Origin of the sequence: Olivibacter domesticus (assembly GCF_900109575.1) — a bacterium.
In the GTDB taxonomy this organism is placed as follows: Bacteria; Bacteroidota; Bacteroidia; order Sphingobacteriales; family Sphingobacteriaceae; genus Olivibacter; species Olivibacter domesticus.
Genome location: NZ_FOAF01000001.1, coordinates 2,318,646 through 2,342,774 on the forward strand (window position 1 = coordinate 2,318,646; position 24,129 = coordinate 2,342,774).

20 protein-coding genes are annotated in these 24,129 nt (G+C 37.6%); 12 read left to right on the plus strand and 8 right to left on the minus strand.

All coding sequences use genetic code 11. From position 1 onward, the window contains the following. Positions 1-45 precede the first annotated feature (45 nt). The 4 genes from BMY50_RS10050 to BMY50_RS10065 all read left to right on the plus strand — a co-directional run bounded on the left by BMY50_RS10050 (position 46) and on the right by BMY50_RS10065 (position 3,729). Positions 46-342, plus strand: coding sequence for a hypothetical protein (locus BMY50_RS10050; protein ID WP_093323059.1), 297 nt, complete (start codon positions 46-48; stop codon positions 340-342). Positions 343-379: 37 nt separating this feature from the next. Beyond that, entirely contained in the window at positions 380-1,471 is a 1,092-nt protein-coding gene (locus BMY50_RS10055; protein WP_093323063.1) for an adenylate/guanylate cyclase domain-containing protein, read from the plus strand. Positions 1,472-1,595: 124 nt separating this feature from the next. After that, positions 1,596-2,912 carry a retropepsin-like aspartic protease gene (locus BMY50_RS10060; protein WP_093323067.1) on the plus strand — a complete coding sequence of 439 codons (1,317 nt, stop codon included), beginning with the start codon at positions 1,596-1,598 and terminating at the stop codon, positions 2,910-2,912. A gap of 148 nt (positions 2,913-3,060) precedes the next feature. Further along, positions 3,061-3,729 (plus strand): sterol desaturase family protein, encoded by a 669-nt coding sequence (locus BMY50_RS10065; RefSeq protein ID WP_093323070.1) that lies wholly within the window; start codon positions 3,061-3,063, stop codon positions 3,727-3,729. A gap of 19 nt (positions 3,730-3,748) precedes the next feature. Here BMY50_RS10065 and BMY50_RS10070 read toward each other — a convergent pair whose 3' ends face one another. Then, on the minus strand, positions 3,749-4,330 hold the full coding sequence (locus BMY50_RS10070) for a pentapeptide repeat-containing protein (RefSeq protein ID WP_093323073.1): 582 nt from the start codon (positions 4,328-4,330) through the stop codon (positions 3,749-3,751). Between the two features lie 213 nt (positions 4,331-4,543). On the opposite strand from BMY50_RS10070, the gene BMY50_RS10075 reads away from it, so the two are divergent. Next, the gene (locus tag BMY50_RS10075; protein ID WP_093323076.1) at positions 4,544-6,415 is read left to right on the plus strand and encodes an Nramp family divalent metal transporter; all 1,872 of its coding nucleotides are present in this window, start codon (positions 4,544-4,546) and stop codon (positions 6,413-6,415) included. A gap of 57 nt (positions 6,416-6,472) precedes the next feature. Here the strand turns inward: BMY50_RS10075 and BMY50_RS10080 are convergent, their stop codons facing one another. The 5 genes from BMY50_RS10080 to BMY50_RS10100 form a co-directional block, all read right to left on the minus strand. Beyond that, the gene (locus BMY50_RS10080; RefSeq protein ID WP_093323079.1) at positions 6,473-8,857 is read right to left on the minus strand and encodes a glycoside hydrolase family 127 protein; all 2,385 of its coding nucleotides are present in this window, start codon (positions 8,855-8,857) and stop codon (positions 6,473-6,475) included. 196 nt (positions 8,858-9,053) lie between these two features. Continuing rightward, positions 9,054-10,670: a RagB/SusD family nutrient uptake outer membrane protein gene (locus BMY50_RS10085; RefSeq protein ID WP_093323802.1), complete on the minus strand. Its 1,617-nt coding sequence runs from the start codon at positions 10,668-10,670 to the stop codon at positions 9,054-9,056. A gap of 58 nt (positions 10,671-10,728) precedes the next feature. Further along, a complete protein-coding gene (locus tag BMY50_RS10090; protein ID WP_202907780.1) occupies positions 10,729-14,046 on the minus strand; it encodes a SusC/RagA family TonB-linked outer membrane protein in 3,318 nt (1,105 codons plus the stop codon). Between the two features lie 167 nt (positions 14,047-14,213). Further along, positions 14,214-15,149, minus strand: a complete 936-nt coding sequence (locus tag BMY50_RS10095; protein WP_093323081.1) for a FecR family protein — start codon at positions 15,147-15,149, stop codon at positions 14,214-14,216. 63 nt (positions 15,150-15,212) lie between these two features. After that, positions 15,213-15,815, minus strand: coding sequence for an RNA polymerase sigma factor (locus tag BMY50_RS10100; protein WP_093323084.1), 603 nt, complete (start codon positions 15,813-15,815; stop codon positions 15,213-15,215). Between the two features lie 230 nt (positions 15,816-16,045). On the opposite strand from BMY50_RS10100, the gene BMY50_RS10105 reads away from it, so the two are divergent. Next, on the plus strand, positions 16,046-16,516 hold the full coding sequence (locus tag BMY50_RS10105) for a thermonuclease family protein (RefSeq protein WP_093323087.1): 471 nt from the start codon (positions 16,046-16,048) through the stop codon (positions 16,514-16,516). Positions 16,517-16,520: 4 nt separating this feature from the next. On the opposite strand, the gene BMY50_RS10110 is transcribed toward BMY50_RS10105, so the two are convergent. Together BMY50_RS10110 and BMY50_RS10115 are read right to left on the minus strand one after the other, a co-directional pair. Continuing rightward, positions 16,521-16,805, minus strand: coding sequence for a GNAT family N-acetyltransferase (locus tag BMY50_RS10110; protein WP_093323090.1), 285 nt, complete (start codon positions 16,803-16,805; stop codon positions 16,521-16,523). Between the two features lie 94 nt (positions 16,806-16,899). Next, entirely contained in the window at positions 16,900-17,259 is a 360-nt protein-coding gene (locus BMY50_RS10115) for an MmcQ/YjbR family DNA-binding protein (protein ID WP_093323093.1), read from the minus strand. A gap of 190 nt (positions 17,260-17,449) precedes the next feature. Here BMY50_RS10115 and BMY50_RS10120 point away from each other — a divergent pair, with 190 nt between their 5' ends. The 6 genes from BMY50_RS10120 to BMY50_RS10145 all read left to right on the plus strand — a co-directional run bounded on the left by BMY50_RS10120 (position 17,450) and on the right by BMY50_RS10145 (position 24,109). After that, positions 17,450-18,598 (plus strand): serine hydrolase domain-containing protein, encoded by a 1,149-nt coding sequence (locus tag BMY50_RS10120; RefSeq protein ID WP_093323095.1) that lies wholly within the window; start codon positions 17,450-17,452, stop codon positions 18,596-18,598. A 197-nt stretch (positions 18,599-18,795) separates the two neighbouring features. Then, a complete protein-coding gene (locus tag BMY50_RS10125; RefSeq protein WP_139202244.1) occupies positions 18,796-19,161 on the plus strand; it encodes a DUF7674 family protein in 366 nt (121 codons plus the stop codon). Positions 19,162-19,508: 347 nt separating this feature from the next. Beyond that, positions 19,509-19,586, plus strand: coding sequence for a potassium-transporting ATPase subunit F (locus BMY50_RS10130; RefSeq protein ID WP_139202250.1), 78 nt, complete (start codon positions 19,509-19,511; stop codon positions 19,584-19,586). 45 nt (positions 19,587-19,631) lie between these two features. After that, a complete protein-coding gene (kdpA, locus tag BMY50_RS10135) occupies positions 19,632-21,320 on the plus strand; it encodes a potassium-transporting ATPase subunit KdpA (RefSeq protein ID WP_093323103.1) in 1,689 nt (562 codons plus the stop codon). A 43-nt stretch (positions 21,321-21,363) separates the two neighbouring features. Continuing rightward, on the plus strand, positions 21,364-23,451 hold the full coding sequence (gene kdpB, locus BMY50_RS10140; protein WP_093323105.1) for a potassium-transporting ATPase subunit KdpB: 2,088 nt from the start codon (positions 21,364-21,366) through the stop codon (positions 23,449-23,451). A 97-nt stretch (positions 23,452-23,548) separates the two neighbouring features. After that, positions 23,549-24,109 (plus strand): K(+)-transporting ATPase subunit C, encoded by a 561-nt coding sequence (locus BMY50_RS10145; protein ID WP_093323107.1) that lies wholly within the window; start codon positions 23,549-23,551, stop codon positions 24,107-24,109. Positions 24,110-24,129: the final 20 nt, after the last annotated feature.

Below are 24,129 nucleotides of genomic sequence, written 5' to 3' on the forward strand. Positions count from 1 at the left end.
TCCACTTCCAGTGTTTTTATATAAACATATATTTAAAGCTTGATTATGAAACAAATGAAGATTGCAGAACAACTGAAAGTGTCTATAAACTACGAAGGGAAAGAGCTTTCGAAAGCAGTTAAGGAGCTGCAACCAGTTGTATTTCAAGACGGAAACGAATTTTGTTGCTTATTAGGTCCAGACATGAAAGCGGGTATATTTGGCTGTGGAATTTCACCTCAAGAGGCCTTAAAAGATTGGGAAAGAAACCTAGAGAAAAGAATCGGTGCGGTAACAGAGGGCGATGAAGTTGCTTTATATGCAATAGATGTATTAAAAGCATCTAATAAAAAAGTATGGTAAAATAGAGGATTGTTGCCAACAATACGCAATGGGATTCATGAAAAGAGGAACTTTTTTAAAGCTGAAGCAGCTCGTTATCATCATTATTGCCTGGCTAATACTAGGGTTCTTTGTCGCTGTATATGATCATCTGGTTCTTCATACGAATGCCTCTTTAGGCCCCGCAGCAAATTACTCCTTTCTATTATCTGTACTCCGAAATATGGGGGCCGGACTTATAGGTGCTTTACTTGGAGGCAGCATGCTCGTTTTTTACATAGATGAAAAATATAGGGATAAACCCTACGGTTATACGATTTTTATTGTCAGTATCTCTTTTATCTTAATCGTAGGCTTTATTACATTGGTGATGGGTATTACCATCGTTCCTTTACAAACAGGGAAACCGCTGTCAGACCCAACAACAAGAAAGGCAATTTTTGACTTTATTACGGATAGCTACCCTCTTAAAAATGGCCTGGTATGGGCTTTTATAGTTGCTCTTACGCAATTGTTATTACAAGTAAGCAGTAAATTCGGCCATCGAACTTTTTTAAATATTATCAGTGGAAAATATAATATTCCTAAAGAAGAAAAACGCATCTTTATGTTCTTAGATCTCAATGCTTCTACCACAATTGCAGAACGACTGGGGAATGAAACATATCATGCCCTACTCAAAGATTTCTTTGCCGATATAACCAATCCCATTCTTGAAAACAAGGGCAACATTTATCAATATGTCGGAGATGAAGTGGTGGTTGCTTGGAGCTATAAAGATGGTATGGAAAATGCACATTGCTTAAAGTGTTTCTTTGATATAAAAATGACTATCGAAAAAAAGAGACAAAAATATCAAGAACGTTATGGTTTAGTGCCCACCTTTAAAGCCGGCATCCATTCGGGAGATGTCATTGCAGGTGAAATTGGTATCGTAAAAAGAGATATTACCTATTCGGGGGATGTGCTTAATACGACTTCCAGAATTTTGGGTAAATGCAATGAATTCAACGAAGAATTCATTATAAGTGCCGATCTATTATCTATGTTAAATGTCGCGAAAGATTATAGCAGTAAAATATTAGGCAGCATTCAGCTAAAAGGCAAACACCAAGAGGTAGCTATTCATGCCCTACTCCCAAAAAATTAAAATAAGTCCTCCACGGATGGATATATATGCTAAAATGCCACACACAATTGTCATCCATTTAAGAATGTGCTCAAATATGTAGAATGTTAAAGCAACCTTTGTCATTTTTTGTCGTCTTCATAGGATGAAGATTACTAACGTGAGAACCCCAAACCAAATAAGCGCTAAACAAATAATCATTCTATTATTGGTCCCCACACTGCTTTCGCCGTTTACAGTTTTTACACAGACTGTTAAATCGCCCTTGGTGATGCAGCAAGCTTTAGAACAAAAAAACTACTTTTTATTGAACGACTATTATCAAAGAGATAGCACACTCTTATCGGAAGAGCAGCAATCTTACTACAAAGCTTTCCTTTTAAATGCTTTTAACAATTGCCTCGCATCAAATGCGCAAATAAAAAAACTGATTAAAACTTCCGCTAAATTTCCTGATTCGCTTTATGTTAAATTATTTATGTTAAAGCAAGACAATGAAGTAAAGACTTTTCAATACCGAGAGGCTGCAGAAACGGGTGAATTATTGTTGCATCAATATAGGAACAGCATGACGAAAGAAGAATTGGCTGATTTAATCAATTCAAATAAAATTTGGACAGCTTTAGAGAAGACTCCTCCCCAAACAGTTGCTAAACATAACACTACCATCTCTTGGCAACGAGACAAGGCTGATTTACTGAATATACCCGTGACTATTAATAATACTACAGATGAATTCATATTTGATACGGGAGCTAATTTTTCAACTATCAGTAAAAGCAATGCGGATCGACTAGGTTTAGAAATATTACCTGTCTCCTTCGATGTCGATGGAGCTTCTAAAAGCAATAAGTCCTCTCTCGCTATAGGCAAAAGTGTAAAATTGGGCGACATTGAATTTAAAAATGTTGTCTTTCTTGTAATTCCAGACGAGCAACTTAGCTTTCCGCAGATAGATTATAAAATAGAAGGCATTTTGGGCTACCCGGTAATAAGCCAGTTAGATGAAATTCATATTATGCAACAAAGCAAGCAGATGCTTATTCGGACGGCTCCAACGGAAGTAGTTGCACCTAATCTCGCTATGGATAATCTTACGCCAATAGTGCTGGTGAAAGTCAATGACCAATCTTTACCATTTTATTTTGATACGGGTGCAAAATCATCCTATTTTAACAGTAGCTATTTTAATCACAGCCGAGCAGAAATAATAAAGAACGGTCGGCAAGATAGCCTTCTACTCGGTGGCGCTGGTGGTGCACGTAAAAATAACAGCTTTTTAGTAAAAAATTATATGCTACAGATTGGCAATAATAAAGTACAAATGCCTAAAATGCATGTGATGACAACCAAAAACAATCTAAACGACGAAAAGGCCTATGGCACTATTGGGCAGGATTTTATCAGTCAATTTTCGGAAATGATCATTAGCTTTAAATCAATGATATTGAACTTCAAATAAAGATAATGCTGATATGTTATCTTAAATTGCTAAATTTAACACGCAAGACAGATAAACATATGGCACCTATAAAAGATATCAAGTAAATGTAGGGTATTCCATTTTACAATTGTCATAATAAAGACAAGACATTAACTATAGGAAGCAAATGATAAAAGCAAATAATAAAGGACAGGCTCAACTATTTAAAAACAAATACCTGGAAATGCTCACCAAAACGCATCCATTGGTGATATGGGGCCTATATATTCCTATTATTGGATATATGTTATATTATAGTAAAACAAGCCTTAATTTTAGCAGTCTTTCCATTATTACCCTATTTATTTTATCCATGTTTTCATGGACCTTATTTGAGTACCTAGCGCATCGTTATATCTTTCATTGGGTAAGTAAAAAAAATTTTCTAAAAAAAGTAACTTATACATTGCATGGAAATCACCATGAATACCCTAGAGATAGACAGCGACTTTTTATGCCCCCATTGCCAAGTATCATCATTTCGTCCATTATATTCGCTGTGTTTTATTTAATAGCAGGCAATTATGCGTTTATTTGGTTTCCGGGTTTTATTCTCGGATACTTGATGTATGCAAGTATGCATTATGCTATCCATGCCTTTCCTCCTCCCTTCAAATGGATGAAACCGCTTTGGAGAAACCATCATTTACATCACTATAAAGATGAAGAAAAGGGTTTTGGAGTAAGTTCCCTTTTATGGGACTGGATATTTAACACGCGTTTTGATTTAAAAAAGGAAAAAGAAGACAAGGAAAAAGTGAAAGAACTACTGTTTGATAACAACAAGTACCAATAGTTGCCCGAACCAAATACATTCAGCTTCTAAAATCTATTTCGATATTGTATTTACTTAATAGACCCTGAATACCGAATACGGAAAATTTAGCCTTTTTAATCCTATTCATTTCGGGATCAATTACATAGTTTATAGCGGTACGAAAATCAGCTTTCTCTAAAACAGTGCCGTTAAATATTGCTCGTGCTAAATCACAAACATCAAAGACAGCGCCGGTTAAATTACTTTCACTAAAATCTACTTCCTGAAGTTGAACATTCTTAAAAATAGTTTTTTGAAGCTTTATACGATAGAAGGAGGAATGGTTAAGCATGCAATTTTCAAACCGAAGGGCAAAACCGAATGCATTACAATGTTCAAATCGCAAACCTAACATCTTACAATCCTTAAATTTAATATCCTGCAGAGAAGTCCCCTTAAGCTTAGTAAGGCTTAAATTGCAATGTAAAAATTCGCAGCTTGAAAATCTAAAGTTTGACAAATCTATATTAGAAAAATCACAGCTGTTAAATGTACATCCTTCATAGTCGCCTTTTTTTAATGCGCTGATTGTAAAATCCGTTCTGCTAAATACCTTGTCTTCAATAAAATCGTTTTCCATTTGATTTAAAATATTGTCTTTTTATTAACAACAAATGTATAACATATATGCTAGTAGCACCTGAACATTTATTTTTTGCTGTATATTTAATTAGTATAATATTTCCTCCAAGATATATTTCTGACTATTTATAAAATAATTCGTTGCACTTTATTAAATTGCCCTAGACATTCAATCACTTTCAGATAGATCGTAAAAAAAGAGATTACAACATTGAATAACGGAGAGAAATCACTACAAGACGTACATCAAAGTATAGACACCCATAAGCCGTCGAAGTTCAAGAAAATATTGAGTTTTTTCGGTCCGGCATACCTGATTAGTGTTGGCTATATGGATCCGGGAAACTGGGCTACCGACTTGGCCGGCGGAAGTCAATTTGGTTACACCCTTATTTGGGTATTACTTATGAGTAATATTATGGCACTCATACTTCAAAGTCATGCAGCACGTTTAGGCATTGTATGGGGGAAAGACCTCGCTCAATGTAATAGGGAGACTTATCCAAAAGGAATGAATTTCATTCTTTACATTTTAGCCGAAATAGCCATTGCAGCGTGTGATCTTGCAGAGGTACTGGGTATGGCTATAGGTCTTAATTTGCTATTCGGGTTAGATCTCCTTTGGGGTGTATCCATCAGTTTTTTAGATACTTTCCTTTTACTTTATCTACAAAGACTTGGGATGCGTAAAATGGAAATGTTTATCATTGGCCTTATTTTTATGATAGGTATGTGCTTTGTAGTTGAAATGAGCTTAGCTCAGCCAGACGTTGCAGGTATAATGAGTGGCTTTATTCCATCAATACCAAACAGCGCAGCCTTGTACATAAGTATCGGTATTATTGGTGCGACCGTAATGCCACACAATCTTTATCTCCATTCAGCCTTGGTTCAAACAAGAAAAATAGGTAGGGATGCGTATTCAATCAAAAAAGCATTGAAGTATAATTTTTGGGATAGTGCCATTGCCTTGAATTTAGCTTTCTTTGTAAACGCCGCTATCCTCATCCTCGCCGCTGCCGTTTTTCATGAAAAAGGCTTACATCATGTAGCCGACCTTCAGGATGCGCATAAACTGTTGGCTCCATCTTTAGGCAGTGAATGGGCACCCCGTTTATTTGCTGTGGCATTGATATTGGCCGGACAAAGCTCAACAGTTACCGGGACACTGGCCGGACAAATCGTTATGGAAGGTTATTTACGTTTACGTATCAGCCCTGCATTGAGAAGGATGCTCACCCGTTTAATTGCTATAGTGCCTGCTATTTTAGTTATTTATATAGCAGGAGATGATGAAGTAGGCCCCATGTTGGTATTTAGCCAAGTATTGTTAAGCATGCAGTTAGCTTTTGCCGTCATACCACTAATACACTTTGTAAGTGATAAGAAAAGAATGGGAGTTTTTACTATTTCATTACCTGTAAAAATTATATCTTGGCTCATTGCCTTTATCATATCTTTCTTGAATTTTCAATTGGTATTCGATGAAATTACTAATTGGATACATTCGACCCAAAACCCTTGGCTCTCATTTGCATTAACCTTTGGGGGTATAGGATTATTAATCCTACTACTCTTAACCACGCTTTATCCCATATTAAAACGAAAAAAGAAAGTTAATATGGAAGTGCATCCGCCATTTCAAGCGTCTCTTCCGCAATCCAAAACAACGTTATCTTTTGAACGCATTGCACTCGCATTAGACTATTCACCATCTGATCAATTGGTTATCGAATATGCGCTGAAATTAGCTTCTGTAAAAACTCATTTTATTCTCATTCATGTGGCTGAAAGTGCCTCCTCCCGTATGATGGAAGAAGATACTGATGATTATGAAAAAAGACATGACGAGCAACGAATGGACAAGTATCTGGCCTTCTTTAAGGAAAAGGGATACGAAGCTATTTTTGAAGTAGGTGATGCGAAACGAGTTAAATTTATTGCCAAAATATGCAAAGAATATAAGGCAGATTTGCTCATAGTCGGCAGTCATGGGCACCGTGGAATCAAAGATTTTATTTATGGTGAAACCGTTAATCAGTTGAGACATAAAGTAAATATTCCAGTTTTCATTGCGCAATAATGAAAACTGGAATATTTATTTTAAGCTAGGTATGGGTACAACGGCAATAAGCGATCATTATCCATCTTTATCTGTTATTAATAGCCGATCAGTTAATCTAACCTGGGTAATTTTACTGGTAACACTTCCTTTAACAGCGACGAATTTAATTTCCAATGCTACTGTTGTAGATAAATCTCTGGGCAGCGGGTAACAATGTATAGCAAGCTCCCCAACTTGTTTAGCGCTTTCAGCGGAAACTTCCATTCTTTTTCCATTTATCATTACGTCGTAATGTCCATCATTCGACGATTTAAGTGATTGAACGTATAAGTATTTAGCTTGCCTGCTCTTATTTATAAATTGATAACTGAACCAACTTTTCGTTTGTCGCCAGTGCAATCCATTATCATAACCGGTCCATGAATCTTCCGATTGAAATGTATGATCCGATTCGGGTTGTTGTTCCCCACATATCACCTTGTCTAGCGTTATTCGTTCCATTGCTTGCATTTTTCTTTCCTCCTCTTCCATCCGAAGAAAAAGAGTCTTCGCTTTATCAGTTGTAGCTTGGGGCCAATAAAGGATGTAACGCGATTCAGCTACTCGAAAAAAGGGTGTTAGTTCCATCCCATTTGCGAATTTCTTGGGTGCTAACCCCTTTAAATGAAAGGTAAGTGGTTTGCCATCAATCGGCCTTAACAAGGAAAGCATGCTATCGGGATTACTCACCAAGAGCGGCATTTCTTGTAAAGGTATTTGCTTTCCTTTAGCTATGTGTCCGCCACGGCTGTCATCCGCGAATAGTCCCAGTTGATCAGCCGTATCAGTCTTCGCGGCCAACGCAATCGGGCCGTAAAGAAACGTGTAATTTGGAGAATTCCCTAACAGTTGTTCGGCCGACAACTGCATAGGCATCTCTACGATTATTTTATCTCCTTTTCTCCATGTTCGCTCAAGCGCCACATAAGAACCTGGCGTTTGTTTAATCGGATAAGGAGTCCCGTTAATGGTTACGTTGAAATCTCCTCTGTTTACCCACTGTGGGTAGCGTAAAAAGATGGTAAATTTGGCTTCTTTATTCGGACTGACCGTTAAAGTTGTTTTACTTTCATCTGGAAAAGATGTTTCTTGTTTAATAGACACCCCCTTTTCATCCCACTGTAAGGCAGATGGAATAAACAAGTTAACATATAGATTATTTCCCTGATGGGCATAAATCATTTCTCCGTATTTTGCATGATTTTCTAAGCCCGATCCCACACAACACCAAAAACTTGTTTGAGGCTGTGAATATACACGATAATGCCCAGGTCGCATTGGCGTAAAATAAACGAAGCCCCCTGTATTTGGATTTTGAGTAGATAAAATATGGTTATAGAGAACTCGTTCATAAAATGCTATATATTTTTCATCATGAGAACTTTGATACAGCATTTTAGACAACTTCAACATATTGTAACTGTTACAGGTTTCAGGTCCTTCGACGCTATTCAGCATCTTTGAAAAATCATCAACAGGATTAAAATGTTCACCCACACTATTACCTCCTATTGAAACGGAACGATTCTTAACCACCGTTTCCCAAAAAAACTGTGCTGCATTTGCCCAAGCCTCATTATTTTCAAGATCGGCTATCCGTTTAAAGCCTAACACTTTGGGTATTTGTGTATTCGCATGCAGACCTGTCAGTTGATCTTTATTCTCAAGCAGTGGAGCAAGTATTTGCTGGTGTGAGAATTGATGCGCAAGCTTCAAATATTTTTCATTGCCAGTAATTGCATATACGTCTGCAAAAATTTCATTTAATCCTCCATGTTCACTTTTCAATATTTCCTGGATTTGTTCTTCAGAGAGTTGCGAAACTAAAACCACCGCCCAATCCGCCATTTTAATTAACATGTCTTTCGCTGTTTTATCGCCTGCATGGAGATATGCATCACGCAAACCAGCATAGGTCTTATGTATATTATACAGGGGTACCCATTTACCATTCAGATCAAAACTACCAGCTTTTATCTTTCCAGCAGCAAGCTCTTTCCACATGACCTTTCCCCCGGGCACTCCTCCAAGGTAACCATCTCCATTAGCTTGCTGGCAACGATTTAATTCATGAACCATATAGCTTAATCGTTCTCTTATAGCTACATCGCCCGTAGAGGCATACATGAGTGCTAGTGCCGACAAATAATGTCCTCCAATATGTCCATCCAAACCTGTGTTTTCCCAGTTCCCATAACTTTCAGCTTTTTGAGGCAGGCCCGCTTCTCTCAAAAAAGGAGCAAGTAAACGATCAGGATTTAATTCAAGCAGGTACTTTTTATCTAATTCTTCTGCATGTTTAAAAGGGCCCTCTAATAGGCGAACAGTCCATAAAGGGAAGTATTCCATTCCCTCCTTGTCCTGCGCATGAATGCGAAGGCAGGCGATAAAAAGTATTATTAGCACAGATGCTTTTTTCATTGTATATAAATTATTTTTAACGGATAATAGGGACAGTCTAAAATTCGTCATTTCGAGCGAAACGCAGTGAAGTCTAGAAATCTTTTATTAGTTATTGCTCCCTTATCAGATTTCTCCATTACGCTTTGCTCCAGTGGGAATGACGGCTACAGGCTTTTCAGGCGCCCCAATCCTTAAATCGTTCACGTTCTCTCAATTAATAACCTGGGTTTTGAGATAAATTACTATTCGTTAACAGTTCTGAATTTGGAATCGGAAACAGCTTTCTATAATCACCATTAGGGTCGTGTGAGAACCATGACTTTTTGGTAAACACATCAAACCTAATCATATCTTGTCTTCGTCGTCCCTCTTGCGTAAATTCCCAGCTCAGCTCATCTAAAAAACGACCGTATCTTATATCTGCACCACCCTGTTGTGTTGAAGTGCCGTTGTCACGGCGACCATAATCATATGTGCTCCCCATCAGTAATTGCGGCCCTGTCACAATAGCTTTCTCGGGTTTCGATTGAAAATTACGTTCCCTTACTTGCGTCACAATAGCTGCTGCTTCATTTTCTCTTCCAGATCTCAACAAGGATTCAGCTTTCATCAGTAGCACGTCTGCATAACGAAACAGTGGCCAGTCATTACTTAGCCTATTGGTAATACCCTGCGCGTACTCAAACTTACCCCATCTAAGACCATGAACCTCTTGCGATTCATCAATACTGGGCACTTCATTGATATAACTTAATGGTCTCCCTGCAAAAGCGCCCATAGTGCAGTTCAGTGCGACGCCTGTTGAAGAATATTGTTGCCCCTGAATAAAATTGGCAGCCAGTCGATTATCATCAGGATCAAAAGAATTTATATACTGAGGCATCACACATACCCCACCCCAAGGAGTGGCTGTAAAATTGTAAGTGGCCTGATTGGCTGGCTGTAAGGTGTACATATGAAAATCAAATGCATTCCAATCACTTACATAATTTTCATCGAACGCTAGCGCCATAATAATCTCTTTTGAGTTTTCATTATTGGTGGCAAATACATCCGATTGATTAGCTTCCAAAACATGTTTGCCTGCGTTAATAACTTGATCACATGCCTGTATACATTCTTCCCAGCGCGATGTTCCACTGTAAACTTCCGCATTGAGATAAACCTTTGCTAATAATGAATAGGCAGCTAGCTTATTGAAACGACCGTAAAATTCTCCTCCAACGGTTTCGCTTAGCTTATCTATATTACTGGTAATTTCAGATATAATGAAGTCATACACTTCCTGCCTTGTATTCTGTTCTGGTAAATAACCATCTGGGACATCAAATTGCGTGACAATAGGCACATTACCATACAGGTCACATAATAAATAATAGTAGGAAGCGCGCAATATCCTTAATTCTGCCAATACTTGTTCTTTCAGGTCGGGTATATCTATGGATCCAGATTCAATTTGATAAATAATCCGATTACAGCTGTTAACACCTACATAAGTACGATTCCAACAATTCTGCACCACCTCATCTTCAGAAGTCCATTTATGCTGATGCAATCTTTTATAAACACCACCATCGACCCATCCATTAGGACGGGCAGGCAACACATCTTGATCGGCCGTCAGCATCTGCGCCCTTACCACACCATTCCACAATAACATGGTATGTCGCCAGGGCACGTAAGCGGATCCAACTAATGCAGTAAGATCGCTTCCGGAGGCCACAAATTCATCTGCAATAACACTGTCGTAACTTTCATTTTTTAATTTTGTGCACGACTGATTAACGGCTAATATAACCATTAATCCAATTATTAATATTCTCGTTTTCATTTCATTAATTTTTGATCGCTGTCTATAGCTGATGGTTAAGTTATGTGCAGCAAGCACATTAAAAACTCACATTCGCTCCAATTGTAAAAGATCGAATGCTAGGATATTGATCACGGTTATCGTAGCCTGGATTTAGTCCTGAACGATTTACCTCTGGGTCGATTCCCTTGTAACCAGTAATAATAAAGGTATTCAAACTCGAGGCGTACAAACGCAATGCCTTTACATTCTTCCATTTTTTCGAGTTAAATGTATAGCCTAGGGTAATATTATCAATTTTCCAATGATTGCCATTTTCAACATAATAGCTATTAAATTCGCCGGGAACCAAACTATTGAGTACCGCCTTTCCGTAAATTTTATCATAAGCTGATTTTAAGCGGTTGTATTGCTCCAGATTAGTGTTTTCATAATACATTCTTGCACCATTAATAATCTGATAACCAAAGGCTCCACGCATACTGATATTCAAGTCGAATTGCTTATATTGAAATGAATGATTCCAACCGGCATACCATCTGGGCAAGCCATTACCGATTACTTTTTTATCTTGAAAAGCACGCGAAAAATCGTCATAAGCAACGGCATTGCCATCCTTATCCTCATATATCCATTTGCCATCGTCAGCAATATCGATCACTTTAAAGCCGTAAAAATTACCAATCTTATCGCCCACTCTTACGATGTGCGATTCTGTTTTTACTGGCTCACTGATCCAACCCGTCATGAAATAATCGCTGGAAGATTGATACAATTCATTGGACAAGCTGATAAGTTTATTGCTGTTGGTTGAGAAATTGACAGAAGTGGTCCAGTTGAAATCTTTTTTGCGAATGGGGTTAAATGATAATAACACCTCCACGCCTCTATTTCTCATTTTGCCCACGTTAGCTCTAGTAGTTGTATATAAATTAGGAGGACTAGGTACTGCATAATCGTATAAAAGTCCGTTGATATCTCTATTATATACATCAATGGAACCCGTAATTCTACTATTTAGCATACTAAAATCCAAACCAATATTAGTTTCGTGTTTTTCTTCCCATCGGAGATATTCATTTGAATTCTGAGCCGGTGTGATAATCTGTATCCATGTACCATTTGAATAAAAATAATCACTATAATTTAGTAATGCTACCCCAAGAAACGAGGCGTTTGGCTGACTTCCAGTAACACCATAACCGGCTCTAAGTTTAAGATCATCAAATAAATGTTGGTTTTCCATGAAGGCTTCTTTAGAAAGTCTCCACCCAAGTGATATCGCCGGAAAAGTTCCCCAAGGCTTACGTGTTCCGTATAACTGACTGGCTGCTTCGTGACGCAAACTGGCCAGCAATAGATATTTATCTTTATAAGAATAAGTGAGCCGTCCAAAAAAACCAATCAGGTTAGTTGTTCTCCTTATCGTCCTCTCTTCGGTTAATCCTTCCTTTAAAGCCCTGCCTGTGCTTATATTATGGTAGCTAAAATTGTCTGTAGGAAAATCCCAATTAGTCATCCGTTGAAACGTGTAATCTGTCTCCTGATAACTGTAACCTCCCAGGAGATTGAAAGAATGGTCATTTATATCTTTACTATATTGTGCAGTAAGCTCCATTAACTTACTGGTATTTGCATTGGAGCTAACAGCAGCAAAACCATTTCTGCCATCGCGAAGGGTAGAAATATGGTTTTTTGTTTCATAATAACCTCCATTTTGCTGGCTTTTTACGTAGGAGAATAAGGCATTAAGCTTTAAGTCTTTGATCGGGTTATAGCTGATATTTCCATTATACCGCATCTCTGTGCTATCTTGCTTTCCGTCACTCTCATAGAGACGCGATAAGGGGTTCTCATATTCAAAAAGCCCCGTCTGTTCTTGCCAATTTCCTTCCGCATCATAAATAGGCGCTGTAGGATTTCTGATTAAGGCCTGCCGATATACATATGAATTAAAACCATACCCATCTCCTGTAGCGGTATAACTTGTTTGATTACCAATGATACCAATGTTAAACTTTAGTTTATCATCAAACATCGAATGGTTGATTTCTATACGTCCTTGGAAAACATTGTTATTAGATCTTTTAAAAATTCCCTGCAATGCTCTGTAATTAAGGTTAGCAATATAATTTGTTTTTCCATTACCACCTTTGAATGTTAGATTATGAACATGACTAATCGGGGTTCTTGTAATTTCATTTAGCCAATTTGTTGATGCTCCGAGATCCCATGAAGCGTCTCTGGTACCGGCAGCAATTTGGTCTCTATAATCTGCTGCTGTAAGCATATCGAGCCTTCTAATAATCTGAGATGTACTTGCATAAGCACTATAGTCTACCTGGTTGAGATCATTGCCCTTAGCCTTTTTAGTTGTGATTAAAATTACGCCGTTAGTACCTCTCGTGCCATATATTGCAGCAGCAGAGCCATCTTTTAATACGTCTACACTCTCTATATCCTCGGGAGCCACGGTATTAAAACTACCAGGTACACCGTCTATTAAGACTAACGGATTCGAATTAGCACCTAAAATAGTTGTATTGCCCCTTAACAGAACTTGCGTATTTGCCGTTGGATCACCACTTGGATTAGTAATCGTTAAACCAGCCACTTTTCCTTGAATTAACTGTCCAGCATCCCTTACAGATCCTTTTAAGAAATCTTCAGATTTAACAGTTGCTACGGAACTGGTAAGATCCCCTTTGCGCTGCGTACCGTAACCAATAACAACTACTTCATCCAATTCGTTATCAACACTTTTCAGCTTTATTCTAAGCATTGTTTCGGTTGTTAAGGGCATTTCCTGAGTTAAAAAACCCATGTAGGAAAAGACTAACACAGTGGTATCATTCGATACATCTAAAGCAAAATTACCTTGCGAATCGGTGACTGTACCCCGTGCTGTATCCTTTATTTTTACACTCACACCGGGTAGACTCAGTCCTGTTTCGTCGGTTACTATTCCTTTAATTTGCCTATCCTGTAGCTTAGCTAAGGGCTTATCGACTGTAATAGGGCCTTGCGACGGAGATTCTTTTTCTAGAATGATAACACTTTCTTTGCGGAGTTCATAGTCAAGCTCCGTGTTCGCTAGTAGATGGTCAAGAACAACCGATAGACGCTGCTTTTCTTCTTTTATACTTAGTTGCTGATACTTTTTAATGAGTTTTTCATTGTAAATCATTCTTAAGCCGCTCTTCTCTCCAAATGTATTTAGTATATCCTTTAAGGGTTTATTTGTTTCGTTAAGGCTGATTAACGTCTCACTCAACGATTGTTTTTCAAGCGCATGCCCTAACAAAAACACGCCCTGTAAGCCCAATAAAAGCCATAATACACAGATAAGTTTCTTGCATTTTTTGAGCAATGCAAGTGCATTGGCATAATTTTTCATACCTTTAAAATTGTTCGGTTAATTGGTTTATTGACTGAATAGCAAAGCATGATCTGGTGATTAGCGTTACAGAATCATGCTATCAAAGAGTAGAACACTATGTTCTGCTCTTTCTTTTTGAAGTTTATTTCATTTCTCTCTTTAATTTGATATTTTAAACGTTAAAATTAATATAGCGTCACCTTTTCATTTTCCCATTTATATCTAATATTGTTTGCTTTTGCTAACTCGTAAATAACATCTGCTGGTTTATCAGCTAGACTAAAACTTGCAGAGAACTTGATATTACGAATACTTTCTTCCTTTAGCACCACCTGGACCCCGTAAGCTTTAATTAATACCTTTATGGCCTCCTCCAATGATTGGTTGTCAAAATAGATTCGATTCCATCCAATAATTTGCGAAGTATTTACCTTTTTTTTTAATGGCAATCTATTTCTTTCTAGCACCAGCTGTTCATTCGGTTTAAGGTCGATACTTCCCTGCATAGCATCTGCTTTCTTTCTTGACACGCGAACGGCACCATTGACAAGGGTGATGACCGCTTTATCTGATTTACCCGTCTTGATGTTGAAAGTTGTACCTAAAACTTGTGTCTGACTAGCATTAGTCTCTACAATAAATGGCCTTGTCTTGTCGGTCGCAATATCAAAAAAAGCCTCACCGCCTAATAGATTGACCGCCCGCTTTTCTTTATTGAATGTTTTAGGGTATTCAAATCTGCTTTCTGCGTTTAGCCAAACAACAGATCCGTCTATTAGTTTAACTCGGATCTTTTTACCTTTAGGTACATTGATCAAATAATTCTCTTGTTTGTAAGCATTTACTCCGCCGTAATAGTATTTGATACTTAGCGTAAATAGGGTGACGAAAATAAAACCGACAACTAAGGTTAGATTAATACGCCTGTATTTATTGCGAATAATTTTTTGATCAATCTTGGTTTTTAGTTTCTCTCTGATTGCTATTGGATCAAGTTTTTGTTTATGGTTATCCTCATTCTGCTTCTGTCCGATCCAATCATCTATTATATTTTTTTCTTCGTCAGAAGCCTTATTGTTGAGATACTTCTTTAATAATAATGCAAGCCGACGCTTATCCATAAATAGGTAATTTATCTTAGGTCGTAAAAAAAGCGTGTTGGTAGTATAAAATTATTTTTTTTACTAAATATCACTCAATAAAAAAAACAGCAAGAGAAAAATATTATTTCGAAAGGGGGTGGCAGATAGTTTACACCTAAAGAATTTGAGTGCATTATTAATCTGCTTTTTTACTGTTGTTGGAGATATTTGGAGTTTCATTGCAATAGCTTTGTGATTGAGAAGCTCTAGTCGACTTAATTCATAAATCTCTCTTGTTTTAGGAGGCATGGCTTTTATGCATGCATCAATAAAACTTGCTAGCTCCTTTGCCACCTGAAGCTCCAATGGAGAAGGCTGTTCTTGGTGTAGATCATATTTCTCTTCAAATGATCTTTTTTTTATCTGCAAACGAATAACATCTATCGCTTGAAATTTCGCGCATTTAAATAGATATCCACTTAAGGAATCAATTTTAGAGAAAGATCTTCGGCGTTCCCAAAAAGACACAAATATATTTTGTAATAAATCTTCGGCCAATTGCTCATCGGCTAGCATTTTAATAAGGTAATTGAATAATGGTGTGCAGTAACGATTATACACCTCGTCAAAAGCCCTCGTATCATGATCGATTACAAGGCTTATTAAGATTTTATCAGAAAGTAAGCTATAATTTTTCTGAAGCATGGGTATTCAGGTTATATAGAAAAGGTTAGCAATTAAGCCAAATAATTGTCAAATATACGATTATTAATCGTGCAAGCAAGTATGCCGAAATCGTTTTTCTTTTAACATTCCAAAAGATGATAAGGGAGCATAAGGAGACATTTGACATGCTATCGGGATCAACATCGTTAGAAAATTAAAAAACAATTTAAGAGAGCCTGTTAAATAAAAGATTTTAACTTTGCGCCCTCATGAAAAAATTGCGCATCAGTATCTTCTTTCTTTTTTTAACGAACATAGGTCTTTGTCAAACGATAGTAAAGGGTAAAGTAGTTCGGATAGCGGACGGTGATACCATCACCTTATTGGATGAAAATAAGAAGCAGGTTAAGATTAGGTTATATGGAATTGATTGCCCTGAAAAACGTCAAGATTTTGGTTCCGTCGCAAAGCAATTCACTGCTAGCAAATGCTTCAATAAATTTATAAAAGCGGAAATTAAATATACAGATAGATATGGAAGGAAAGTAGGGTCGGTAATACTACCTAACGGCAAAAGTTTGAATAAAGAATTATTAAAGGCTGGGCTAGCATGGCATTATGTAAAGTTTGATACGTCAGCAGAATTTTCTATGATAGAAAAGAAAGCTAGATTAAAACGCAAGGGTTTATGGAGTATGGAAAACCCAATAGCACCTTGGGTTTTCCGCAAACGTGCATAACCATTCAAGCCATCACATCTTGCCATTCTTTTGTTTTCTGTAGCGTTGCATTTGCAAAAGGGCATAAGGGAATTACCTTTATTTTTTCCGCTCTAACGAAGTCAACCAGCTGAGCCAATAGTTTTTTTCCAATCCCTTGGCCTTTAAGGCTATCATCAACTTCAGTATGATCAATAATTAGTTTGTCTGCACCAGCCCAAACGTAAGCCATCTGAGCAAGCTCGTTTCCGTCCTTTTCGTAATAAAAATAGCCATTTTTATCACCTTTCTTATGCTTTATTTCCATCATTCAATAATAGCAAAAACCATCCTAAAAAGCCAGACTTAATTACGCATCTCATATCAATAATGTTGACAGAATAATATTCAGATAAAAGCTTGAATTATATTACGTCATCCATATCAGCGCGGCGAACTATTGCACTAAGTCGTTGAGGTGCTATTTTACAATACGCAGTTATTAGAGCGTTTATTAGTAATTCCTTTTTTACCTTTAGAAGCACAATGAAGGTCCATCCATGTTTTCCCCATTTGTTGGGAACGGGATAGATCACCGACCGGTCAAAAGCGGAAAACACATCTTGATCAATCTCTGTCAGCGTTACACAAGCGATATGATCCTTCTCCGAAAGTGTAGCAAAGATTTTCTTATTTACCCTAAAAGATGTCTTTTCAAAATGTGGCATTTCCACTACCTCCGGTAGCGCTAAGGCTATTTCTCTAAATTGATTTAATGAAACCATAATAGTTCTTATAACACTTGATCAAAAGAAAACAACATAAATATACTACATCTCTTGTTCAATTAAATACGATCAATTTACATTTTTTGTAAGGAACCATTATTAAAGTCAGCTAGCCATATTTATATGGAACAAAACATGAAACTCTAGGCCTATTTTGGTTATATTTACCATATAAAAATATCAAAAAATGTTCTCAATTAATTGGAAAGCTGCACTGCTGGTTTGTTTTGTATTAATTTCAATTTTTTCCAATACTATTGCACAGCAAGCACAAGCCGAGGCAGCAATAAAAGAACTGATGAAACAATACAGTGCAATTGGTTTATCTGTTGCCGTTGTAAAGGATAGTAAAATTGTGTATAACCACTCCTTTGGCTTAAAGGATATCGAACAGCAAACTCCTTTAGAGAATAAAGATCTATTCAGAATAGCTTCTATATCGAAATCATTCTCAGCAACAAGTATTATGCAATTAGTTGAGGCAAAAAAATTGCACCTTGATGATGATTTCAGTGACCTTGTTGGCTTTACCGTTCGCAACCCAAAATACCCTGATGATATCATCACGCTCAAAATGGTACTATCCCATACATCAAGTATCAACGATAGTGAGGGATACTTCAGTTTTGATGTAATCAATCCATCAAAAAATTCGGAGTGGGCCAAGTGTTATAATGATTATCGTCCCGGAGCCGGTTACCAATACTGCAACCTCAATTTTAACATGGTAGGTGCTGTTATTGAACGTGCCAGTGGAGAACGGTTTGATCAATATGTGGCTAATCATATTTTGAAACCATTAAACCTCTATGGTAGTTATTGTATTGACTCTTTAAATAAATCGCTGTTTGCAACGCTATATGAATACAATGATAGCAGTAAAGTGTTTACTTCCTCCCCTAGTGCTTACAACTCCAGGAGTGAAGAAATTAAAAATTATACCCTGGGTTATAGCACGCCAATTTTTTCCCCAACAGGCGGAATGAAAATTTCGGCTATAGATTTAGCTAAATATATGACCATGCATATGAACCAAGGGAAATACGATGGTAAACGTATTATCAAGAAAGCGAGTGCAAAGCAAATGCAGTCGGTCGTATGGGATGATGAAAAATACGGATTAGCGCTTTTCACTACAAATAAGTTTTTGTCCAATAAGGTATTGAAAGGCCATGATGGTATTGCTTACGGGCTATACAGTGTTATGTTTTTCAATCCTAAGGAGAAATTCGGTTTAGTTCTTATAACCAACGGATGTAACCCCATTTTTAACGATGGCTTTAATCAGTTTTTGAAAATGTCTGCGGAGATTTTATATAAAAATTTCATTGAATAAAATTGAGACTGGTACCTAAATCCGTCAAAAACTAAATACATTTTTTTCATTTTGATAATGTGAGCCTATCATTCTGATAGGCTTTTTTTCATTTTTTATTTCCAAAAAACACATAACAAATTGATTTACTGAATATTATACCTGAAAAATAAAAAATGGAGCGTCTTTGGCATAGGGAGGTACAAACAAAGAATAAAATGTACAAGATTAATCAAACGGAACTCCCTGAAATCATTGCTCAAGAGATTCCAGAAGTTAAAAATGAAATTGGCAAATTATCCTCAAAAGAGAATATTGCCGCAACCTTACAAATAGTCGTGACCTATACGCGTGAAATGTTGTCGCGACACCAGGTAGCTAAAGTTAATTATTGTATGGCACTTATGGGGTGGATTTATAATCTTGGAAACGAACCTATACGAGATCTCATAGAAAATCTTTTTGTACGTTCATTTAATGGCATGCGAAGCTTGTGTCGCCCAAAAGAATGGAATGAGATACAATGTAGGATACCTACTAGATTATACACCGTATATATGACGCAAAATGAAATTTATAACTAATACTCAGCCGGTAATGAGCTTTTCATATTAAAATCTCTTTTTCATCATACGACGTAACGCATGTTTTAACCATAGCAACATTCCATCTGAGGTTTAAGAAAACATATACAATGAAACATTCTACACAAGAATTACGAAAATTAGTAAATGCTAGACAGAGATACACTCCATTTACCTTACTGATTCTGTTATTTCTGTTTATCACGGTTATCGGTATTATATACCAGATCATTTGTCATCATTTAAATCAATAAACATTATGCTTACAATACTTCTAATACTAGCCGGTCTAGCCTGTTTTACTCTATTTTTTAAACTGGTAAATTATTTTGAAAAAATATAACAACATGACAGCTTTATTCATCATTGCCATTGCGGTGTTTCTGTACATTATTTATGTGCTACTTAAACCCGAAAAGTTCTAATAAGGGGCTAATGCCCAAAAAATTCTAATACTTAAAAATTTAAAAATGAATACAGAAATATTTGGCGTAATAGTGATGTTTCTTATAACATGCATCCTTGCAATTCCCTTTGGTAAATACATTGCCAAGGTATACACTGGTGAGAAGACATGGCTGGATTCGCTCTTCTCTCCATTTGAAAAAATTTTTTTCAAGATAAGCCGTATCAATCCAGCTAGTCAAATGAACTGGAAAGAACATATGGTTGCGTTATTAACAATTAACCTGATATGGTTTCTACTGGGTATGTTCGTGCTCATGAATCAAGGGTGGTTACCCTTAAATCCAGATCAAAACCCCGGAATGTCCGCGCATTTGGCTTTCAATACGGTAATATCATTTGTCGTAAACTGTAACCTACAACACTATTCTGGTGAAACGGGATTGAGCTATTTAGGGCAGCTATGGCTCATGTTCTTGCAATTCGTTAGTGCCGGAACAGGAATGGCTGCAGCCGCTGTATTATTTACAGCACTTAAAGAGCGAACTACCACTGAGTTGGGCAATTTTTATAACTATTTCATTAAGTCATGTACGCGAATATTGTTACCTATTTCATTGCTTACCGCCATCATTTTAGTCTTCAACGGTACGCCAATGACGTTCGATGGTAAAGATACCATGATTTCATTACAAGGTGATTCTATACAAGTATCAAGAGGTCCGGCAGCAGGGTTTATAGCGATCAAACATGTTGGTACAAACGGAGGAGGTTTCTTCGGTGTTAATTCAGCACATCCTTTTGAAAACCCTAACTATCTAACAAATATGACAGAGATGGTTGCGCAAATGATTATTCCGTTAGCTATGATTTTTGCATTGGGATATTTTTTAAATCGAAAAAGACTTTCCTATATGATTTTCGGAACCATGACCGTTGGTTTTTTGGCACTTGCTATTCCAAATATTGTGATGGAAATGCATGGTAATCCAGCCATTACGCAAATGGGCATTGATACAAGCGCCGGTGCAATGGAGGGTAAAGAAATACGTTTTGGTGCGGCTGCATCGGGTTTCTGGAGTATCGCTACCACCGTTATTTCTACAGGCTCTGTTAATGCCATGCACGACAGTACAATGCCCTTATCGGGCATGAATGAATTATTGGCTATGATTATCAATAGTTTCTATGGAGGGGTAGGTGTCGGCATTTTAAACTTTTTCATATTCATTATACTGGCAGTATTTATAAGCGGTTTGATGGTGGGCCGTACCCCTGAATTTCTAGGTAAAAAGGTGGAAGCGAGAGAAGTGAAAATTGCTATTATCATCGCATTGATCCACCCCTTTTTAATCCTGGTAGGCACAGCTTTATCAGTTGCCCTTCCACAATATACAATGGATACATTAAACAATCCCGGCTTTCATGGCTTCAGCGAAATGCTTTATGAGTTTACCTCAGCGTCTGCTAACAACGGTAGCGGTTTTGAGGGCTTAGGAGATAATACGCTCTGGTGGAACATCAGTACGGGTTTCGTCCTTATACTTTCCAGATTTATTCCAATAATAGGGCCAGTAGCCATTGCCGGTTTATTAGCTGGCAAAAAATATATACCAGAAAGTGCCGGCACATTGAAAACAGACACTTCAACATTTGGCTTAATGGTGTTTGCAGTAATTGTTATCATTGCTGCACTCACCTTCTTTCCTGCTTTAGCGATAGGACCAATTGCTGAATATTTTTCAATGAAATAAGTTAAGGCGTAGATACACGCCAGAATATTTAACAAATAAAAAAATGAAATCACATAATAAATCATTGTTTCAAAAGGATTTAGTACAAGAAGCACTCAAACAGTCCTGCGTGAAACTCAACCCTAAAATTATGTTCCGTAACCCTGTCATGTTTACGGTAGAAATAGGAACAGCAATTATGTTGGCTGTTTGTATTTGGACATTAATGGGAGAACGATCACAAGGGAGTTTAGGTTACAACATCACTGTTTTTCTAATTCTATTGCTTACCCTATTATTTGCCAATTTTGCCGAGGCCATTGCAGAAGCGAGAGGAAAAGCACAAGCCGATTCATTACGTAAGACAAGAGAAGAAACACCTGCAAAAAGACTCGGATCGAATGGTGAAATACAAGTTATAGCCTCCTCTAGTTTAAAAAAAGGCGACTTATTTTACTGTGAAGCGGGAGATATTATCCCCACCGATGGTGAAATTGTAGAAGGACTTGCTACGATCGATGAAAGTGCCATTACAGGTGAATCTGCACCAGTAATCAGGGAAGCCGGCGGCGACAAGAGCAGCGTAACTGGCGGTACAAAGGTACTTTCGGATCAAATTAAGGTAAGTGTAACGACACAACCTGGAGAAAGTTTTTTAGATAAAATGATTGCCCTGGTGGAAGGAGCAAGCCGTCAGAAAACACCTAATGAAATTGCATTAACGATCTTGCTTGCCGGTTTTACCTTGGTATTTATCATTGTATGTGTAACATTAAAGCCCTTTGCGGATTATGCCAACACGCCCATTACCATTGCAGCATTTATCTCCTTGTTTGTTTGCTTAATTCCTACCACTATTGGAGGGCTTTTAAGCGCCATTGGTATAGCGGGTATGGATCGAGCACTTCGCGCCAATGTGATCACAAAAAGCGGAAAGGCTGTAGAAACTGCTGGAGACATTGATGTGCTTTTGCTAGACAAAACAGGCACAATCACAATAGGGAATAGAAAAGCGACACATTTCCACGTGGCAAAACACGTCGAAAAAGCACATTTTCTTCGATCTGCAATGTTAAGCTCTGTTTCAGATGATACCCCCGAGGGAAAGTCGATAATAGAGCTTGCACGTAGCAACGAATATAAACATACAGCAGAAGAACTAGCGATGATTAATAGTGTCACGCATGAAACTTCAGACATAACATTCATCCGATTTACGGCAGAGACCCGAAGCTCCGGTGTAGATCTTGCTGATGGTACCCGCATACGTAAAGGCGCTAGTGATTCAATTCGTAGACTAGTTGAAAAGAGTGGCAATAACTTCCCACAAGAAATTATAAGTCGGGTAGAGACCATTGCGTCAGATGGGGGAACTCCGCTAGTAGTGTGTGAAGAAAGTCCTATTATGGGTAAAGGAGTGCAGGTACTCGGCGTTATTGAGCTTCAGGACATTATTAAGCCAGGCATCCAAGAACGCTTTGAAAGGTTGCGAAAAATGGGGATAAAAACCGTAATGGTTACAGGTGACAATCCGCTAACAGCTAAATTTATCGCCGAAAAGGCCGGTGTAGACGATTTTATAGCAGAAGCTAAGCCAGAAGATAAAATGAACTATATCAAAAAAGAGCAAGCAAGTGGTAGATTGGTCGCTATGATGGGTGACGGCACAAATGATGCTCCGGCCCTGGCACAAGCGGACGTAGGCGTAGCGATGAATAGTGGTACACAAGCGGCAAAGGAAGCTGGAAATATGGTCGATCTCGATAATGACCCCACGAAGCTAATTGAAATTGTTGAAATAGGTAAGCAATTGCTCATGACGCGAGGAACGCTTACTACTTTTTCAATTGCTAATGATGTTGCCAAATATTTTGCTATTATTCCTGCATTGTTCATAGCAGCTATTCCGGCACTACAGGGTCTCAATGTGATGTCATTACATAGTCCAGAAAGCGCCATTCTTTCGGCTGTTATCTTTAACGCTATCATTATCCCCATATTGATACCGTTGGCTTTAAAAGGAGTAGCCTACAAACCCATTGGAGCCAGTGCTCTATTACGTAGGAATCTGTTTATCTATGGTATAGGAGGTATTATTATCCCCTTCATGGGCATAAAAGCGATCGATATAGTGGTATCATTATTTATGTAGGAATATCATTGTTATTTAAAAATTTGATAAGATCACGCATTGATTCCGGTCGAGCATAAACCGACTTGATAAAAAATAATGCATTAAAATAAAAAAGATGAAAAGGAATTTATTTTCAGCAATTATGTTGACAATCGTAACTCTCCTGTTTTTTTCAGGTGTATATACATTCGTTGTTTGGGGAATAGCACAAGTGGCACCGAACAAGGGAAAAGGTGAAATAATAGAGGCCAACGGAAAAAAATATTATGCAAACATTGGACAATTGTTTAACGACGATAAATACTTTTACTCCCGTCCATCAGCCGTAGGTTATAATGCCGCAGGCTCTGGTGGCAGTAATAAAGGGCCTTCTAATAACGAGTACCTGGGGCAGGTAAAAGCCCGTATAGATACTTTCTTGGTGCATAATCCTGAAATAGACAAAAGCGAAATACCAATTGATTTGGTAACTGCCAGTGGTAGTGGCTTAGACCCGAATATTTCTCCAAAAGCGGCAACAGTGCAGATAAAAAGAATTGCGGCTATTAGAAAGATTCCTTCCGAAAAATTAACCAAACTAATTGCTGATCAAACTGAAAGGCCCCTATTTGGTCTTTTTGGCCCCGAAAAAATCAATGTGCTGAAACTCAATTTAGCACTAGACAATCTTAACTAGCATACCCAATATAATCTTGA

Excerpts from the sequence above, each read along its gene's own strand:
- BMY50_RS10055 (WP_093323063.1), top strand. The coding sequence starts at position 380 with ATGAAAAGAGGAACTTTTTTAAAGCTGAAGCAGCTCGTTATCATCATT.
- BMY50_RS10080 (WP_093323079.1), bottom strand. The coding sequence starts at position 8,857 with ATGAAAAAAGCATCTGTGCTAATAATACTTTTTATCGCCTGCCTTCGC.
- BMY50_RS10090 (WP_202907780.1), bottom strand. The coding sequence starts at position 14,046 with ATGAAAAATTATGCCAATGCACTTGCATTGCTCAAAAAATGCAAGAAA.
- BMY50_RS10065 (WP_093323070.1), top strand. The coding sequence starts at position 3,061 with ATGATAAAAGCAAATAATAAAGGACAGGCTCAACTATTTAAAAACAAA.
- BMY50_RS10145 (WP_093323107.1), top strand. The coding sequence starts at position 23,549 with ATGAAAAGGAATTTATTTTCAGCAATTATGTTGACAATCGTAACTCTC.
- kdpA (WP_093323103.1), top strand. The coding sequence starts at position 19,632 with ATGAATACAGAAATATTTGGCGTAATAGTGATGTTTCTTATAACATGC.
- BMY50_RS10070 (WP_093323073.1), bottom strand. The coding sequence starts at position 4,330 with ATGGAAAACGATTTTATTGAAGACAAGGTATTTAGCAGAACGGATTTT.
- BMY50_RS10110 (WP_093323090.1), bottom strand. The coding sequence starts at position 16,805 with ATGATGGAAATAAAGCATAAGAAAGGTGATAAAAATGGCTATTTTTAT.
- BMY50_RS10115 (WP_093323093.1), bottom strand. The coding sequence starts at position 17,259 with ATGGTTTCATTAAATCAATTTAGAGAAATAGCCTTAGCGCTACCGGAG.
- BMY50_RS10095 (WP_093323081.1), bottom strand. The coding sequence starts at position 15,149 with ATGGATAAGCGTCGGCTTGCATTATTATTAAAGAAGTATCTCAACAAT.
- kdpB (WP_093323105.1), top strand. The coding sequence starts at position 21,364 with ATGAAATCACATAATAAATCATTGTTTCAAAAGGATTTAGTACAAGAA.
- BMY50_RS10120 (WP_093323095.1), top strand. The coding sequence starts at position 17,450 with ATGTTCTCAATTAATTGGAAAGCTGCACTGCTGGTTTGTTTTGTATTA.
- BMY50_RS10085 (WP_093323802.1), bottom strand. The coding sequence starts at position 10,670 with ATGAAAACGAGAATATTAATAATTGGATTAATGGTTATATTAGCCGTT.
- BMY50_RS10060 (WP_093323067.1), top strand. The coding sequence starts at position 1,596 with ATGAAGATTACTAACGTGAGAACCCCAAACCAAATAAGCGCTAAACAA.
- BMY50_RS10100 (WP_093323084.1), bottom strand. The coding sequence starts at position 15,815 with ATGCTTCAGAAAAATTATAGCTTACTTTCTGATAAAATCTTAATAAGC.
- BMY50_RS10130 (WP_139202250.1), top strand. The coding sequence starts at position 19,509 with ATGACAGCTTTATTCATCATTGCCATTGCGGTGTTTCTGTACATTATT.
- BMY50_RS10125 (WP_139202244.1), top strand. The coding sequence starts at position 18,796 with ATGTACAAGATTAATCAAACGGAACTCCCTGAAATCATTGCTCAAGAG.
- BMY50_RS10105 (WP_093323087.1), top strand. The coding sequence starts at position 16,046 with ATGAAAAAATTGCGCATCAGTATCTTCTTTCTTTTTTTAACGAACATA.
- BMY50_RS10050 (WP_093323059.1), top strand. The coding sequence starts at position 46 with ATGAAACAAATGAAGATTGCAGAACAACTGAAAGTGTCTATAAACTAC.